Source organism: Parabacteroides sp. ASF519 (assembly GCF_000364265.2).
GTDB classification, from domain to species: domain Bacteria; phylum Bacteroidota; class Bacteroidia; order Bacteroidales; family Tannerellaceae; genus Parabacteroides; species Parabacteroides goldsteinii.
This window is the reverse complement of record NZ_AQFV02000006.1, coordinates 6,221,749-6,237,968: the sequence shown is the minus strand read 5'-3', so window position 1 is coordinate 6,237,968 and position 16,220 is coordinate 6,221,749. Positions and strand designations below refer to the sequence as shown.

General features: G+C 40.2%; 8 protein-coding genes. All 8 read left to right on the top strand.

Annotated features, from left to right (window positions below):
- Window positions 1-25 precede the first annotated feature (25 nt).
- A complete protein-coding gene (locus C825_RS25190; protein WP_010800591.1) occupies window positions 26-1,099 on the top strand; it encodes a FecR family protein in 1,074 nt (357 codons plus the stop codon).
- A gap of 146 nt (window positions 1,100-1,245) precedes the next feature.
- Window positions 1,246-4,677, top strand: coding sequence for a TonB-dependent receptor (locus C825_RS25185; protein ID WP_009859637.1), 3,432 nt, complete (start codon window positions 1,246-1,248; stop codon window positions 4,675-4,677).
- 11 nt (window positions 4,678-4,688) lie between these two features.
- A complete protein-coding gene (locus C825_RS25180; protein ID WP_010800590.1) occupies window positions 4,689-6,581 on the top strand; it encodes a RagB/SusD family nutrient uptake outer membrane protein in 1,893 nt (630 codons plus the stop codon).
- Between the two features lie 27 nt (window positions 6,582-6,608).
- A complete protein-coding gene (locus C825_RS25175) occupies window positions 6,609-7,790 on the top strand; it encodes a DUF5000 domain-containing lipoprotein (RefSeq protein WP_010800589.1) in 1,182 nt (393 codons plus the stop codon).
- Window positions 7,791-7,811: 21 nt separating this feature from the next.
- Window positions 7,812-8,519, top strand: a complete 708-nt coding sequence (locus C825_RS25170) for a DUF4998 domain-containing protein (protein ID WP_010800588.1) — start codon at window positions 7,812-7,814, stop codon at window positions 8,517-8,519.
- 140 nt (window positions 8,520-8,659) lie between these two features.
- A complete protein-coding gene (locus C825_RS25165) occupies window positions 8,660-10,921 on the top strand; it encodes an alpha-N-acetylglucosaminidase (protein ID WP_010800587.1) in 2,262 nt (753 codons plus the stop codon).
- Between the two features lie 657 nt (window positions 10,922-11,578).
- Window positions 11,579-14,536, top strand: a complete 2,958-nt coding sequence (locus C825_RS25160; RefSeq protein ID WP_173012309.1) for a SusC/RagA family TonB-linked outer membrane protein — start codon at window positions 11,579-11,581, stop codon at window positions 14,534-14,536.
- A 23-nt stretch (window positions 14,537-14,559) separates the two neighbouring features.
- Window positions 14,560-16,074, top strand: a complete 1,515-nt coding sequence (locus C825_RS25155) for a RagB/SusD family nutrient uptake outer membrane protein (RefSeq protein WP_010800585.1) — start codon at window positions 14,560-14,562, stop codon at window positions 16,072-16,074.
- The last annotated feature ends 146 nt before the right edge of the window (window positions 16,075-16,220 follow it).

Below are 16,220 nucleotides of genomic sequence, written 5' to 3'. Positions count from 1 at the left end.
GTTATACTATTGTCAAGATAATAACATGGAAGAGAATTATAAACAATTTCAAAGAGTTACAGACCGATTAATTACTTATCTCCGCTTTCGTGATAATGAACGCAAGCAGGGTGAAGATGAAGTATGGGAAAAAATAGAGAAGGGACTTGTTTCAAAGAAAGTCTTTTCTTTGAAACGGCGTATTTATATGGGGATAACAGCTGTAGCTGCTGTGGTTATATTTTTATTTTTCTTTATTGAATATAAGCAACTCGGCAACTCTGATTCTCTGGACAAATATGTAGCATTACTGGAGGAGCCTGTTTTGGATAGCTCCCAGATTCAAGTCTATTTATCTTCTCAGGATAAAATAACTGTTGAAGAAAAGACTGCTTCGGTTACATATTCTTCTAAAGGAAGTGTATTAATTAATGAAGAAAAACAAGAAACCGACTCTTTGGAGAAAGTAGAACAAGAGTATAACCAGATTGTGGTACCGAAGGGAAAATATACCCACCTGACTCTATCCGATGGTTCAACCGTGCATATTAATTCCGGGACGCGTGTGGTTTATCCTCGTGTGTTTTCCGGTAATCACCGGGAAATATATGTGGAGGGAGAAGTTTGTCTGAATGTGACAAAAAATGAGAAACTCCCGTTTGTTGTTAAAACGACTTCCTTTGATGTAGAGGTATTGGGCACAACATTTAATGTGAGTGCATATAAGAATGACCGGAATAATGAAGTCGTGCTGGTTAATGGTTCTGTCCGTTTATCCGACCGGAATAAAAATAAGATAGAATTGAAGCCGGATCAGTTAGCTGCTATTAATAATGGGAAAATAGGAGCGGTAAAAAAAGTCGAAGCGGTAGATTATATTGCCTGGACAGATGGATTGCTGATCCTCCAATCCGAACCTTTATCCAATGTGTTTAAAAAGTTGGAACGTTTCTATGGAGTAACGATCGACGTATCTCCTGAGGCCAGCCAGTTGAAAATGCGCGGTAAAGTCGATTTGAAACAGTCGTTGGACGATTTGATCATCCTGATTTCTTCTACAGCCCCGATTGTGTGGACGAAGACAGATACGGGGTATTTCATTCATAAAAAAGAGAGATAGATGATATATTGTTTAACCTTAAATAAAATGATAAGCCTATGATATAAGAACACAGAAAATAAAAAATCCGGATAGTATTAGCGGTACTATCCGGAATCTCAGATTGAACCAATAGCATAAAGGTTAAATCCTTAAATCACAAAGATATGAATTATAATACATTTAAAATGAAGTGGATGATAAAAAAAATCAAAATCCTCTTCTTTGTTAATCTTTTTTTGACAATTTCGTTAAATCTTGATGCTGCTTCGATATCGAATTATGCTCAAGTAAAACAATTTACATTCCATTTTGAGAAAAGTAGAATACAAGACGTTTTTAATTATATAGAGCAAAACAGTGAGTTTGTATTCCTTTTTTACGAAAAAGTGTTGGACACGAATCGTAAAGTGAATGTTTCCGTAAAAGATGAATCCATAGAATCGGTGTTGAATAAGTTATTGAAGGATACTCCGGTGACATATGAGATTAAAGATCGTCAGGTTGTATTAAAAAAGAAAGAAGAGAGGCCTTTGCCTGTTTCTACATCGACTCCGCAGCAGCAAAAGAATGTGACGGGAAAGGTCATGGATGAGACAGGGGAACCGTTACCGGGGGTCGCTATTGTAGTTGAAGGTTCTCCACGTGGGGTAACAACGGATATCGACGGAACTTTTAGTATAGAAGTGAAGAATACCGATAAGCTGACATTCTCTTATTTGGGAATGGAACCTCAGACAATTCCGGTAGCAAGCAAGAAAGAATTGATCGTAACTTTGAAAGCAAAGGTGGATGAATTGGAAGAGGTAACGGTTGTTGCTTTTGCCAAACAGAAAAAAGAAAGTGTGATTGCCTCCGTTTCAACGATTAAACCTTCTGACCTGAAGGTCCCTTCCAGTAACTTGACGAATGCTTTTTCCGGGCGTATTGCAGGTATGATCTCTTATCAGCGTACGGGGGAACCTGGAGAAGATAATTCGGATTTCTTTATTCGTGGTGTGACGACTTTTGGTACCGGAAAGTCCAATCCATTGATCTTAATTGATGGAGTAGAGATGACTACAGAGGATCTGGCCCGTTTGACAACAGATGATATAGCCAGTTTTTCTATTATGAAAGATGCAAATGCAACCGCTCTTTACGGGGCTCGTGGTGCGAATGGTGTTATTCTTGTCAGTACCAAAGAAGGTAAAGAGGGAAAGGTCAGCATTTCCGTTCGTGCGGAAGGTTCGTTCTCTTCTCCGACTGAACAAGTGGGGATTGCTGATCCGGTCACTTATATGCGTATGCACAATGAAGCTGTGCGTACACGTGACCCGTTGGCTGCCTTACCTTATTCTACATCAAAAATAGTAAATACGGAAAAAGGATTAAATCCTCTCCAATATCCGGCTATCGATTGGCGTGATATGTTATTCAACAATCATACGTTCAATCAACGTTACAACATGAGTATTAGCGGCGGTGGTAAAATAGCCCGTTATTATGTAGCAGCAGCTTATAATAAGGACAATGGTATCATTAAGATGGATAAACGTAATAATTTTAATAATAATATCAGTATTAATAAGTATATATTGCGTTCGAATATTAATATAGACCTGACAAAATCGACTGAAATCGTTGTCCGTCTGCATGGGGCCTTTGATGATTATTCCGGTCCGTTAGACGGTGGATCGTCTTTATATAGTAAGGCCGTAAATGCCAGTCCTGTATTGTTCCAACCTTATTATCCGGCTGACGAATCAAATAAATATACTTCCCATATTCTTTTCGGTAATTATGGGGAAGGTAATTATTCGAATCCTTATGCCGATATGGTTAAAGGCTATCAGGAATATAGCCGTTCGACCATGTTAGCTCAATTTGAGGCAAAACAGAAACTGGATTTTATTACAGAAGGATTATCTGCAAGAGCATTGTTTAATGTGAACCGATATTCTAAACTGGGTAATTCAAATTCATATAAACCGTTTTATTATTCATATTCTGCCAATCCGGATAGTCCGGACTTATATAAATTGACAGCGTTGAATCCGGATGGCGGTACGGAATATCTGGAGTTTGCAACCGGGGCCCGGGAGGTAACCAGTACCTTGTATTTTGAAGGTGCGCTTGCTTATCAGAGAGAATTTAATGATAAGCATAATGTGTCCGGTATGTTAGTTTATACAATGCGCGATTATGTAGATAGTAATGCGGAGACATTGCAGTTGGCTCTTCCGCATCGTAATATAGGATTAGCCGGACGTTTTACTTATGGATACGATAGCCGTTATTTTGTGGAGGGTAACTTTGGTTATAATGGTTCCGAAAGGTTTGCTAAAAATGAACGTTTCGGTTTTTTCCCTTCTATCGGTTTAGGTTGGATAGTATCCAATGAGTCTTTTATGAAACCTTATTCCGGGTGGTTGAGCAAATTGAAATTGAAGGCTACATATGGATTAGTCGGTAACGACCAGATTGGCGAGGATAAAGACCGTTTCTTTTATCTTTCCCAAGTAAATGCAAATGATTCGGGGAAAGGATTTACTTTCGGTGAATATTTTAATTATACCAGAAATGGTGTTTCTATATCCCGTTATGAAGACCCTTTTATTACCTGGGAAATAGGAAAGAAAATGAATTTGGGACTTGAGTTGAATTTGTGGAATAGTTTGGAGTTGCAGGTAGATTACTTTACAGAACATCGTTCGAATATTCTACAGGAACGTGCATATATTCCGACTACAATGGGATTGCAGGCTACTCCTCAGGCTAATGTCGGTAAGGCAAAAGGAGGAGGTATAGATATTTCTCTTGACTATAATCATTCTTTCTCAAAAGATTTATGGGCATCTATGCGTGGTAATTTCACTTATGCAAGTAGTGAATATGTGGAATATGAAGAACCCGATTACAGTGATACTCCCTGGTTGTCACGTAAAGGAAAGAAAATATCCCAGACATGGGGATTGGTTGCTGAACGTTTATTTCTGGATGAAGAAGAGGTCAAAAATTCACCAAGACAAACTTTTGGTGATTATGGTGCCGGTGATATCAAGTATAAGGATATTAATGGTGACCAGATTATTGATGACCGTGATATGGTGCCTATCGGCTTCCCGAAAACTCCGGAGATAAATTATGGTTTCGGTCTTTCCGCGGGTTATAAAAGTTTTGATTTCTCTTGTTTCTTCCAGGGTTCGGCTCGTTCTTCTTTCTGGATTGATCCTGCAAAAACTGCTCCATTTGTAGGAAATACAGCTCCGAGGGCCTTGTTACAATATTATGCAGATGACCATTGGTCTGAAGATAATAAAAATATTTACGCTTTGTGGCCCAGGCTATCGGCTAGTCAGGTCAAAAATAATGAGCAAACCAGTACCTGGTTTATGCGGGATGGTGCATTCATTCGTTTAAAAACGGTAGAAGTAGGCTATTCTTTGCCTCAGAAATGGGTAAAAGCAATAAATCTAGCTAATGTGAGGCTTTATGTGACCGGCAACAACCTTTGTGTCTGGTCGAAATTTAAAATGTGGGATCCTGAGCTGGCTGGTAATGCTTTTAATTACCCGTTACAGCGTGTGTTTAATTTTGGAGTCAATATTAACTTATAAATCAGAATATTATGAAATGCTTTTCGAGATTGATCATAATTGCATTGACTTTTTTCTCTACCTCATGTGCAGATTATCTGGATATTGTGCCGGATGATATTGCAACGATAGAGAAATCGTTTAATAATAGGGCGGCAGCAGAACGTTTCTTCTTTACTTGTTACAGTTATCTTCCGAATCCGACGGATATTTGGAGTAGTACGGAGTTGATGACCGGAGATGAGATATGGTGGGATATTGATCAGCCTAACTGGGTCACTAATCCGGTGACTTATATTGCCAAAGGAAGTCAGAATGCCAATAACCCGTACCTGAATTATTGGGACGGCGAACAAAGTGGAAAGAAATTGTTTGTGGCAATACGCGACTGCAATATTTTTCTGGAAAATATTGACCGGGTACATGATATGGAGGATTATGAAAGAAACCGTTGGATTTCGGAAGTCAAATTTTTGAAAGCCTATTATCATTACTATTTAATGACTTTATACGGACCTGTTCCAATCATTGATGAGAACTTACCGGTTTCGGCTTCTCCGGAAGATGTTCGTGTATACCGGGAGCCGGTGGATGATGTTGTGGAATATATTGTAAATTTGATAAATGAGGCTATCCCCGACCTTCCGCTTGAAATCGCAGATAAGACAAATGAAGCTGGACGTATCACGCAGCCTATAGCCGTTGCTATTAAAGCAAAAGCTTTAGTCTGGGCTGCCAGCCCGTTATTTAACGGTAATGCGGATTATATACATTTTGTAGATAATCAGGGACGGAAACTGATAGACACTGAATTTAAAGTGGAGAAATGGCAACGTGCGGCGACAGCACTAAAAAATGCGATAGATACCTGTGAGCTGGCAGGACATCAATTGTATACTTTTAGACCGACCACTTCTATATCTGATACAACTGCATTAAAGTTGACACTTCGTTCTGCATTTTCTGAAAAATGGAATAAAGAGGTTGTTTGGGGATCGACACATGATGTGGGAGCTTTACAAAAATATTGTATGCCTCACCTGGTCGTAAACAATCTGGGGAACGGAACAAATGAAATATGTGCTACTCTGAAGATTGCAGAACAGTTTTATACTGAAAACGGTATTCCTATCGATGAGGATCCTTCATGGGACTACGAAAACAGATACGATACGCAAAAGGTTACGGATAAGGATAAGTTTTATCTGGAACCGGGTGAGGTGACAGCCAAGCTTCATTTTAACCGAGAACCTCGTTTTTATGCGACCCTGGGATTTGACAGATCTGTTTTTGAAGGTGCCGGTAAAATTACGGATAATGATAAATGGTATCTGCATGCTCGTAAGAGTGAAATATCCGGGTTCAGAAGTACGGGTGAACATATTCCGACCGGCTATTTTATTAAGAAGTTGATCAATTATGAAACAACTGCAGGGACGGCTTCCAATACTTATAACGGAGTTCGTTATTCATTTCCGCTAGTTCGTATGTCCGATCTCTATCTTTTATATGCCGAGGCTTTGAATGAAGCAAACTCTACTCCTGTGGCGGACGTTTATGGATATATTGATAAAGTTCGGGAGCGTGCCGGATTAAAAGGTGTTGTTGAATCCTGGAAGAAATCTAAACTGGCTAATAAACCGAATACACAGGAAGGAATGAGAGAGATCATTCATCAGGAACGTCTGAATGAACTGGCTTGTGAAGGGGTTCGAGCCGGTGATTTGCGCCGTTGGAAAGAAGCCATGGATTATTTGAATCAACCGGTCAGAGGCTGGAATTATCAAGGAGAAACAGTCGACTCTTATTATACGGTGGTTACTTATGCTAACCGTATATTTAAGACTAAAGATTATCTATGGCCAATTAAAACAAATTCTATAACAATTAATTCGAATCTGGTACAGAATCCTGGCTGGGAGTAATATCTAGAAATAATAAAAGAGAACGTTATGAAACAGTTAATATATTCATTTTTCTTGTTGGTATTGATCTCATGTGCAGAAGATCATATCGGACAAACTCCAACGGATGGTACAGCCCCATCAACGATCACGGCAGTGGAGGTAGAAAGTACACCCGGTGGGGCTAAGATATCGTATACAATACCTAAAGAAACCGATATCTCATATGTGAAGGGTGTTTATTATGTTAATAACCGGGAACATGTGGTGAGGTCTTCGATTTATAAAAACAGTTTGGAAATTGAAGGTTTGGGAACGACGGACCCATTAGATGTCACATTATATGTCGTTGATCATAGTGAGAATGTTTCTGAACCGTTCGTGGTGACCATCAACCCGTCAACGCCGATAGTCGATCTTATATTGAGCTCTGTAAAATTGCAGGCAGACTTTGGAGGTGTCAATGCTACCTGGGACAATGAATTAGGCTCTGAGATAGGTTTAACTATAATGGCGACAAACAGTAAAGGTGAATTGGAAGATGGGGAAACATATTATTCGAATATGAAAGAAGGTGATTATTCCTTTAGAGGTTATGATGATATCAAACGAGTGTTTGCCTTATATCTGACTGATAAGTGGGGAAATGTTTCTGATACCATTAAACAGGAGGTTTCTCCGTATTATGAAATGCAGTTGGATAAGAGTAAGCATAAACGACTTCTTTTACCGAAAGATCGTAACACCAATTATAGTGCAGGTATGACATTCGAAAAAATGTTTGATAATAGTCTTTCGAGTATGTGGCATACGACAGAGAAAGATGGAACTATACCAATCTATTTCACAGTGGATTTAGGTGTCGATGCAAAATTGAGTCGTTTTAAGCTGTATCATCGTGACGGCACGTCCTGGTTCTATAAACATTACAACCCTAAAACATTCGAAGTATGGGCTACCGATACTTATAAAGAAGGAATGGATGATGAGTATTGGACGGAAGAGTGGAAAAAGGACTGGGTACAAGTTGGTGATTTTCTCACTTTGAAGCCTTCGGGTGAAGGCGATGTAACCAATGAGGATGCGGAATATGCATCTAAAGGCTTTGAATTTTCCGCACCTTTAGATTTGAAAAAAGTACGTTATCTGCGTTTTGTTGTGAAAAGTACATGGTCGGGAGCTGCTTATTTGCATATTGCTGAATTGACTTTCTGGGGTAATGATCAATAAACTATTAAAATGAGAATCAGAATGAAAAGTATAATAAAAAACATTGCAGGGTTTATTTGTGTTATCATAGGATTAAACAGTTGTGAAAATATCAATGATGTACATGAGGAGTATCTGAAAAGGGGAGAAGAAATCTATACTGGCGTTGTAGATTCATTGGAGGCCTATCCTGGAAATGAGCGTATTAAATTTACTTGGATGATCAATGCGGATCCTCGTATTACTAAAACAGTAATTTACTGGAATGACGGGGGAGATTCTGCTGTTGTAGAAGTGAATCGTACTCAACCAGGTGTTATGCGGATGGAAACAAATTTGAATCTGCCTGAGAATAGCTATATTTTTAAATTTGTGACAAAAGATGACGAAGGGCATAAATCGTTAAATGTAGAAAAAACAGCAGATATTTACGGTTCCAAATATGTTTCGACTTTGCGAAACAGGGAAATACGAACAGTAGTAGCTCAGGAAGGTAATAGCGTTAAGTTGACCTGGAGTTCAATAGAGAGCGAGACTTTATTGTATACCATGATCATTTATACAGATAATACTGATCCGTCTAATCCTAAAATAGTTGAGGAGAAAGTGGAGAATGATACATCGGAGACTGTTCTCTCAAACTTGAAAGCAGGAGATGAATTTACCGTGGTGTCTGTTTATCAACCATTTGGCTCTCTGGATACCTTTGAAGCGAGTGCAACGGTTTATCATGTCTCGATTGCGGAATAGTAACTGAAAGATGATTATGAACTGATGGTATGCAGATAATACGTTCGAGAGGTGTTATTTTGCATACCATTAGTATGTTCGGAGATCGTTTATTCTAAATAGTAGAATGTATAAATGAGATAACAAACAAGATATTCGAAATGAAACAGAAAATAGCATTCTTTATTCTTACATTACTCTGTATTGGATGTACAAAAGATCCGCAGATTCAGGCCGCTTATGATTTGATCGAGCGTGTTACGGCCGGCTACGGCCAACTGTTTAAACTGGAATTGATAGAACCTGTCAACGGGGAAGACGCTTACGAGATCGCATCCACTGATGGAAAAATACTTCTTCGGGGTAACAACACCGTTTCCCTGGCAACGGCTTACAATCAATATCTGAAATATACTTGCAATGCACATGTTTCTTGGTTTGGCAACCAGCTTGATTTACCGGAACAATTGCCGCTTCCGGAAAAGGGAATAAAAAATACGATTAATGGCAAGTATAGAGTGTATATGAATTATTGTACCGGCAGTTATACCGCCTCCTGGTGGGACTGGGAGCGTTGGCAGAAGGAGCTGGATTATATGGCGATGAACTCCATTAATATGCCGCTCTCGGTTGTCGGACTTGAAGCGGTCTGGTATAATACATTGCTGAAATACAATTTTACAGATGAAGAAGCACGTGCCTTCCTGGCTGGTCCCGGACATTTTGCCTGGCAATGGATGCAAAATCTGCAAAGCTATGGCGGTCCGTTACCTAAATCCTGGATAGACAGCCATGTGGAACTGGGAAAAAAGGTCATCAACCGTCAATTGGAATTGGGAATGCAGCCTATACAGCAAGGATTTTCCGGTTATGTACCGCGTGAACTGAAAAATAAATATCCTGATGCAAAAATACAGTTGCAACCTTCCTGGTGTGGTTTTACCGGTACTGCGCAACTGGATCCGACCGATTCGTTGTTCAGTGCTTTCGGTCGTGATTTCCTGGAAGAAGAAAAGAAACTGTTTGGTGCGCATGGCGTGTATGCTGCCGATCCGTTTCATGAAAGCCGGCCGCCGATCGATACCCCGGAATACCTGAGTGCCGTTGGAAATTCCATCTATAAATTATTTCAGGATTTCGATCCTTCTGCTTCCTGGGCGATGCAGGCCTGGAGCCTTCGCGAGCCGATCGTAAAAGCTGTTCCCAAAGAACATCTTCTGATACTCGACCTGAACGGGGGGAGAAGCAGACAGGAAAATACTTGTTGGGGGTATCCTGTAGTTGCAGGTAACCTGCATAACTTCGGAGGCCGTATCAACCTGCATGGCGATTTACGTTTGCTGGCATCTAATCAATATGCTGTTGCCAAACAGAAATCACCTAATGTTTGCGGTTCCGGTTTGTTTATGGAATCGATTGAACAAAATCCGGTTTATTATGACCTGGCTTTTGAAATGCCGCTTCATGCCGATGAAGTGGATATCGAAGAATGGCTGGGTAATTATGTGGAGCGTCGTTATGGTGCAGTTTCTGAAAATGCGCATAAAGCTTGGTTGCATCTGCTTGAAGGTCCGTATCGTCCCGGTACGAATGGTACGGAACGTAGTTCTATTATTGCAGCCCGTCCGGCATTGAATGTAAAAAAATCAGGTCCGAATGCCGGATTAGGCATTCCGTACTCTCCTTTACTGGTAATCCAGGCACAGGGCTTACTTTTGAAAGATGCCGATAAGCTGAATGCTTCTACTCCATATCGTTTCGATGTGGTCGATATTCAGCGGCAATTAATGTCGAACCTGGGACAGGCCATCCACAAAAAAGTGGCAGAAGCATTTGTAAAGAAAGACAAAGCGGCTTTCACTTTACATAGTAACCGTTTTCTGGAAATGCTTCGTGACGTAGATGTTTTGCTGCGTACACGTCCGGAATTCAATTTCGATAAATGGCTGACCGATGCCCGTAGCTGGGGCACTACGAATGAGGAAAAAGACTTGTTCGAAAAAGATGCCACGGCATTAGTGACTGTCTGGGGAGCTGATGGCGATCCGCTGATCTTCGATTACTCCTGGCGTAAGTGGACCGGCCTGATCGATAGCTATTACCTGAAACGTTGGGAAAAGTTTTATGCCATGTTGCAGGAACATTTGGATGAAGGAAAAGAGTATTCGGAAAAAGGTCTTCCTATGACTCATGGTCGTGAAGCCTTTCGCGCGAATGACTTCTATAGCGAGCTTGGCGACTGGGAATTGGAGTTCGTCTCCCGGACCAATAAAGTCCGTACTCCGATCACGCAGGGTGACGAAATAGAGACGGCTCTGAAGATGTATAAAAAATATGTAACCCTGGCCAGGGAATATTATCAGGATGAAATGAAAGCTGATAATATTCAGGAAGGTGACATTTTTGAGAATCTGGGCGAATGATCTGATTATTATAATTTGTTCTTTCTATTATTTATTCGGGTGTCGGTTTGTTTCTAACTGACACCCGAATTGTTTATTATGGAAAATCATCTGGAAGTAAGAATTTTTGTTTATATCTTTTTTTATATGTTATTGTATTGATTTACAGAGTAGAATAATGTCTGGGTTTTTAAATGAGACGATTAACCCGAGTCAAATGATATTCAATGAGAGAAGGATAAATTAACAGAGTTCTCGTAGGACTACGTTCTTAGTAAATGCAAATTTATACATATATTTATTTATATGAATTAAATAGCATGGAAAAATATAGCAAAACTGCCGTATAACATATATTCCTTTTCTACTGGTTATATTGTTGTGAAAATTTTGCTTTAGATGATTTTATTGATTTGGCATTTACTTGATATACGGTTCTGTTCCTGATTTATGCATATTCATCATTCCTTCCCTATTCTTTGTAATTGTGATTTGTTGAATAAAATATATTAAATAGCTTGGTCGGTGTTTATTTTCCTTACTTTAAATCAAGAAACCTAACATGTTGTTTTATATTGCATTATGTGCCATCCGCAAAGTAAACCATCCTGATGATTTACATAAGTCCTACGAGAACTTAGTATTATAGACTTAATACTACAATCTAAATGTAAAATTATGAGAAGAAGAATGATGTTATTGCTTACCTGTTGTATAATGGGTGTAGGTTTGGTGATGGCTCAGTCGTCTAAGGTAACCGGTAAAGTTCTTTCCGACGAGGATGGAGAAGCGATTATTGGAGCGACTGTGATGGTGAAAGGGACAACTATCGGTACTGTAACTGATGCTGATGGTTTTTTCAATTTGAGTAATGTCCCGAATTCGGCTAAGGTTCTGGAAATCTCGTTCGTCGGAATGGAAACGATGACCGTTAAAATCGCTCCGAATCTGACAATCCGGATGAAAAACTCTTCAGAGATGCTGGATGAAGTGCTGGTTACAGGAACCTATGGTTCGGCAAAGAAATTAGGTTCAATGGTCGGCTCTGTTGCAGCTGTTAAATCAGAAAAGATTTCTAACCGTCCGAGTGCGAACTTTGCTGACGCTTTGCAAGGACAGGTTGCCGGTTTACAGGTATATACCTCTTCCGGCGAACCGAGCGAAAATGTTTCAATGCGTTTGCGTGGTGTCGGTTCTATCAATTCTTCTACGGAGCCTTTATTCGTTTTGGACGGTTCCCCGATTTCCAGCGGTGTTTTTACTGCTTTGAACCCGAGTGATATCGAAAATGTCACTGTTTTGAAGGATGCATCGTCAACATCCATTTACGGGTCACGTGCGGCAAACGGTGTCGTGATAATTACAACAAAGCGTGGTAAAGGTTCAAAACCTACCGTTAGTGTTAAAGGACAGTATGGCTTTTCACAGCCGGCATTGCCTACTACGGAAATGATGAATACGACACAGTATTATAATTTATGGAAAACAATTAAACCCGGAGCAAATCTTTCTACGGTTGAAAAATACATGAATATGGGGATTTCTACCGATTGGGCTGATTATTTCCTGAATGATAATGCCCCGACATGGCAATTGGATGCAAGTATCACAGGGGTAGCAAATAATACAAATTATTTTATTTCAGCTAGTCATTATGATGCGGACGGTGTGGAACCAGCTTCCGGTATGCGCCGTGAAACTTTGCGTAGTAATATCGACTCAAAAGTGTTCAGCTGGCTGCGGGTAGGGCTGAATTTAGGTTTGTCTTATGAAGATTTTGAAACAAACGGATTTGCCAGTACCGGTAATAGCTGGTATAATGTGGGTACTTTGAGCCGTTGGGCTGTCCCTTATGAAACTCCTTATGAAATTATTGAAAATGCCGATGGCAGCATTTCTTATGGCAAACGAAAAGATTTACTGGATGTGCTGGGACTCTGGAATCCCTATTATTTATTGGAAAATCAACCGACCGAAAAGAATAAAATTCGTCTTTATGGAAATATGTTCGAAGAACTGACTCCGGTTAAGGGTTTGACAATTCGTGCCGCTCAAGCTATGGATGCGTTTGATTACAGGTATCGCTATAAAAGTTTGCCGGCCAGATATAATAATTATTCGGGTAGCGCTGCCGAAACTTTCCAGCGGTATTCTTCTTTTACGTTGACTAATACGGCTGAATATAAGTTCGATATCAATAAGTTGCATAATATTACAGCTTTGGTCGGACAGGAATCGATCATATACGATGGCAGTTCTTTCGGAACCAGTGTAGACGGTATAACGGATTCTCGTTTGTCGATGGTAAGTCATGGTACCACTTACAAAGCGCCGAGTGCCAGTCTGAAAAAGAAAACGATGAACTCTTTCTTTGCACGCGCAGAATATAATTTCAATGAAAAATATTATCTGGATGCCTCTTACCGTACGGATGGTTCTTCTTTATTTGGAGTAAACAAACGTTGGGCTTCCTTCTTTTCTGTAGGGGCTATGTGGAATATGAAGGAAGAACAGTTCCTGGCGGATGTAGAATGGCTGGACGAATTGCGAGTGAAAGCCAGTTATGGTACAACCGGTAACTCTGCATTTGATGGTGACCCGTATTACCCGTCTTTAGGATTGATCGGTACAGGTCTTTACAACGGAAACCAGAGTTTCGGAGTTTCTTCCGTGCAAAATGACGATCTGACTTGGGAAAAACAAAAAACACTGAATATCGGTTTCAATTCGCGTTTCTTTAATCGCCTGAGCGTCGACTTTGACTTCTATAATAAGGTGACGACGGATATGTTGATGACGATCCCGTTCTCTTATACAACCGGACATGGCTCAGGATGGGGAAATATTGGCAGTATGTTCAACCGTGGTATTGAACTTACCGCATCTTATGATATAATCTCCAATAAGGATCTCTTCTGGAGTGTTTCGGCCAATATAAACTATAACAAGAACCAGATTACAGAATTGTTTGGCGGACGTGATGAATATGTTGTAGCCAATACCGGTGTTAAATATGAAGTGGGCAAAACGTATGGCGATTTCTATTATGTGAGATGGAAAGGCGTTGATCCGCAGGACGGACAGCAAATATGGCTGGACAAAGACGGGAATGAAACAAAAACCTACTCCGAGGATAATGCCGTATTTACCGGTAAAAATCAGTTTGCTCCCTGGGTAGGTGGTTTCAATACTCAGTTTTCCTGGAAGGGCTTCACGCTGAATGCGGACTTTTCTTTCATGTTGGGTAAATATATGATCGACAATAACCGGTACTTCGTTGAAAATCCGAATTTCGTCGGACAGTTAAACCAGGCTGTCGTAATGGAAAATATGTGGACAACACCAGGGCAGATAACGGATATTCCGGCTGCGAATTCTGCCATTCAATTTGATACTCATCTGATTGAGAATGCGTCGTTTATGCGTTTGAAGAATTTGACGATCGGCTATAACTTGCCGGATAATTTGTTGAGAAAAACAGGTTTTATCCGTGGTGTCAGGGTATTTGCTGTAGGTCGTAACTTATTGACTGTTACAAAATATCAGGGAGCAGACCCGGAAGTGGATTCTAACTTGCAGTTGGGTAAATATCCGAATACTCGTCAGTTCTCATTTGGTGCTGAATTTACGTTCTAATAATTTGTAAAAAGAAGAAAATCATGAAGAAAAAATCTATTATATTGTCAGTTGCTACCTGTTGTTTTGCTGCTTTTACAGCTTGCGATATGGATTTGGCTTCGGAAACAAGCATACCTACCAATCAGTCTGTTCAGTCTGTCCAGGACTGTGGAAAATATAGTAATTTGTTTCATGCGGAATGGCGTGGCTATGTGCAAAATAGCTATACTATGGATGCGTTGGTACAGTCCGGACTGATTACGGCTACGGCTGATTACGGAAATACGTATGGTGCTTTTTACCGCTGGGACTATACCATTACAGACGGAGCTTTTTCCGGTTGCTGGAGCGATAATTATAATTTTATAGCAAACGCTAACGTCCTGTTGAAGGGGGCAGAAGCTTTATTAGCTGATAATTCGTTATCGGATGACGATCGGAAAGAAATCCGGCTTTATATGGGGCATGCTTATTTTACAAGAGCATATGCTTATTTTGAGTTGGCTCTCCATTTCTGTAAGAACTATGATCCGTCCTCCGCTGCTAACGAATATGGTATTCCTCTTGTTGAAGAATATAATTCGACACCATCTATTGCCGGAACATATCCGGGGCGTAGCACGTTGGAGGAGACTTATAAACAGATCGACAGCGATCTGGCAAAAGCAGAAGAATATGTAACGACAGCAGGAGAGATAAACTCCGCTTATATCACGGCTGATGTGGTAAAAGCATTGAAAGCCAGAATTGCTTTGGAAAAAGAGGACTACCAAACTGCTATATCTACAGCTACCGCGCTGGTAAACAGTGGTACCTATCCATTGATGACGGATGGAGATGCTTATGCCGATATGTGGTTGCATGACAACGGAACGGAAGCCATCTGGCAGTTTGCCATGGTGAAAGCCAAGGAAACAGGACCGAACGCCCTGGGTAGCGCATTCAGCGGTATTATCGATAAATTACCCCGCCCTTCTTATTTGCCGACTAACACAGTATTGAATTTGTATGATAAAGACAATGATATTCGTTATAACGCTTATTTTACGTATGATTCAATCGATGCCCAGACTGTTCCGGATTTTATGATTACTTATTGTAAGAAATGGCCGGGTAACCCTGAATTATATGAAGGAAAGAGCAATAACATAAATAAGACCAAGGCTTTCCGTATTTCTGAAATGTATCTGATTGCGGCTGAGGCTTATGCGATGTCGGGAGATGAAACGAATGCTTCCGCGATGTTGAATAAACTGAAGACTGCCCGTGTGAAAGGATGGAGCGATAAATCTTATAAAGGGGATGCTTTGATAAAAGAAATTCAGGATGAGTATGTACGCGAATTATTCGGTGAACAGCCTTATTTATTTGACTTGAAACGTTGGAAGAAAGGGCTGAACCGTTCTTCAAGCGAAGCTCAGGATATTTCTTACCTGCCTGCTTTAGGTACGGATATGGTAAAGTCTGCCGACGATCATATGTGGGTATGGCCGATCCCTAAAGATGAGATCGATGCGAATCCGCAGATCAAAGGGCAGCAGAATGCTGGGTATTGATAACCCTGGCAATATTTTACACGAAATGAAATTTTAATATAATTCCAAACCTTACATAACACACTTAAAAAAATAGAGGGAATGGTCCAATGGGAATTGTGCCATTCCCGATTTTAAAAGAATTATTGAACCTAATTGATAGTTTA